Source organism: Acinetobacter sp. YH12126 (assembly GCF_013418745.1).
Lineage (GTDB): Bacteria > Pseudomonadota > Gammaproteobacteria > Pseudomonadales > Moraxellaceae > Acinetobacter > Acinetobacter amyesii.
This window is the reverse complement of the sequence record NZ_VPBM01000048.1, coordinates 1-1,955: the sequence shown is the minus strand read 5'-3', so window position 1 is coordinate 1,955 and position 1,955 is coordinate 1. Positions and strand designations below refer to the sequence as shown.

General features: G+C 43.9%; 2 protein-coding genes. Both read left to right on the top strand.

Annotation, left to right across the window (positions count from 1 at the left end; translation table 11 throughout):
- The first annotated feature begins 88 nt into the window (after positions 1-88).
- Positions 89-1,108, top strand: coding sequence for an IS21-like element ISAba8 family transposase (gene istA, locus FTU62_RS17195; RefSeq protein WP_180103262.1), 1,020 nt, complete (start codon positions 89-91; stop codon positions 1,106-1,108).
- Complete coding sequence (istB, locus tag FTU62_RS17190; protein WP_001053379.1) at positions 1,108-1,881, top strand: IS21-like element ISAba8 family helper ATPase IstB; 774 nt, start codon at positions 1,108-1,110, stop codon at positions 1,879-1,881. Before istA ends, istB begins: the two co-directional genes overlap by 1 nt.
- The last annotated feature ends 74 nt before the right edge of the window (positions 1,882-1,955 follow it).

The following is a 1,955-nucleotide window of genomic DNA, read 5'->3' as shown; positions in this document are numbered from 1 at the left end:
TGTTAGCGGCAGTGTAAAAATGACCCCCTAATGGCATTTAAAAACTGACCCCCTTGGTTAATATAGCGGTCATTTTGGACTGCTCAACATGTTAACTTTGGAGCAAGCAGTGACAATCCAAATACTTCATCAACAAGGTAAATCTATTAAAGCCATTAGTCGTGAACTGGGGGTATCCAGAAATACCGTACGTAAATATTTACGGCAAAATACCACACCTCAGTATCAGCGTATACAGCCTAGAATAAGTATCCTTGACTCATATAAACCCTATTTACTCCAACGTGTAAACGCAGCTCATCCTGAATGGATTCCTGCTGTCGTGCTCTACCAGGAAATTTTAAGGTTGGGATATCCAGGAAAGATCAGGATCTTGAGGGAATATCTTGCAACATTAAAACCAGTTGCTCAACCGGAACCGATCATTCGTTTTGAAACCCAACCTGGCCAACAAATGCAAGTGGATTTCACCACGATTCGACGTAACAACACGACTTTAAAAGCTTTTGTCGCAACATTAGGGTATTCCAGAGCGACTTTCGTGAAATTTTATGATCATGAACGTACCGATGCATGGATCGATGGTCTAGAAAATGCATTTCAGTTCTTTGCAGGAGTACCTCAGGAAATACTGTTTGATAACGCTAAAACGATCATGATTGAACGGGATGCCTATCAGGAGGGGCAGCATAAATGGAATCCCAAACTGCTCGACTGCGCCAAGAAATACAGCTTTCGTCCTCGCGTATGTAAGCCCTACCGTGCACAGACCAAAGGCAAAGTTGAACGCTTTAATGGATACCTCAAATCAAGCTTTATTGTGCCATTGAAAGCAAGCCTGAAGACTTCGGGTTTACTGTTAGATGTTGATGTCGCCAATGCCCACATTGGCCGGTGGCTGCATGAAACCGCCAATCAGCGGATTCATGCCACCACGCAAGAAAAACCGGCTGTTCGACTGCAACAGGAGCAGCAAAAATTTACGCCATTACCGCAATCAGATACGGGTTCTGGCACTGTACCTGTTGCAGCAGCACAGCATGTCATGCCCTACGAGAGTTTGCAGCATCCCTTATCGGTATATGACCAGTTGCTGGGAGTTTCCTGATGAATCTGCAATACGACCGTATAGAGCAACTTTGCCAAAAGCTCAATCTGCCTGCCATCGCATCACAATGGTCACATCATGCACAACAAACATTAGGTCAAGATGGAAGTTATGCCGACTTTGTTGAAGCGATCTTGACGCATGAATATGCTGCCAGGCAACAGCGCAGTCAGCAGGTACTGATGAAACTCTCAGGCCTGCCTCAAGTCAAAACCCTGGAAGACTATGATTTTAATTATGCCCTAGGGGCCCCTAAATCACAGGTGATTGAACTGTTCAATCTGAGCTTTATTGCTAGAGCAGAAAATGTGGTGTTTCTCGGGGCTAGCGGAGTAGGAAAAACGCACTTATCTATGGCATTAGGCTATAAGGCCATCATGAACAACATTAAGATCAAGTTCATTACCGCCGCCGATCTCATGCTGCAACTGAGTACAGCCTATCAGCAAGGTAAACTGAAAACCTATATGCAACGTGCGGTACTGGGACCAAAGTTACTGATTATCGATGAAATTGGTTATTTACCGTTTGGACGTGAAGAAGCGAATCTGTTCTTTAACGTGATTGCCAAGCGTTATGAAAAAGGCAGTACGATATTGACGAGTAACTTACCCTTTAGCCAGTGGTCCAAATCCTTTGCAGATGATGTCACGTTGACCGCTGCGATGTTAGATCGGTTATTGCATCACTGTCATGTGGTACAAATATCGGGTGAGAGTTATCGTTTGAAGGATAAAAAAAGAATTGGGATTCAGCCCCAGGTTGAAACTTAATACGAGATCAAAGGGGTCAATTTTACTTTGCCATTTGAAAGGTAAAAGGGGTCAATTTTAGAATGCCGTTGACA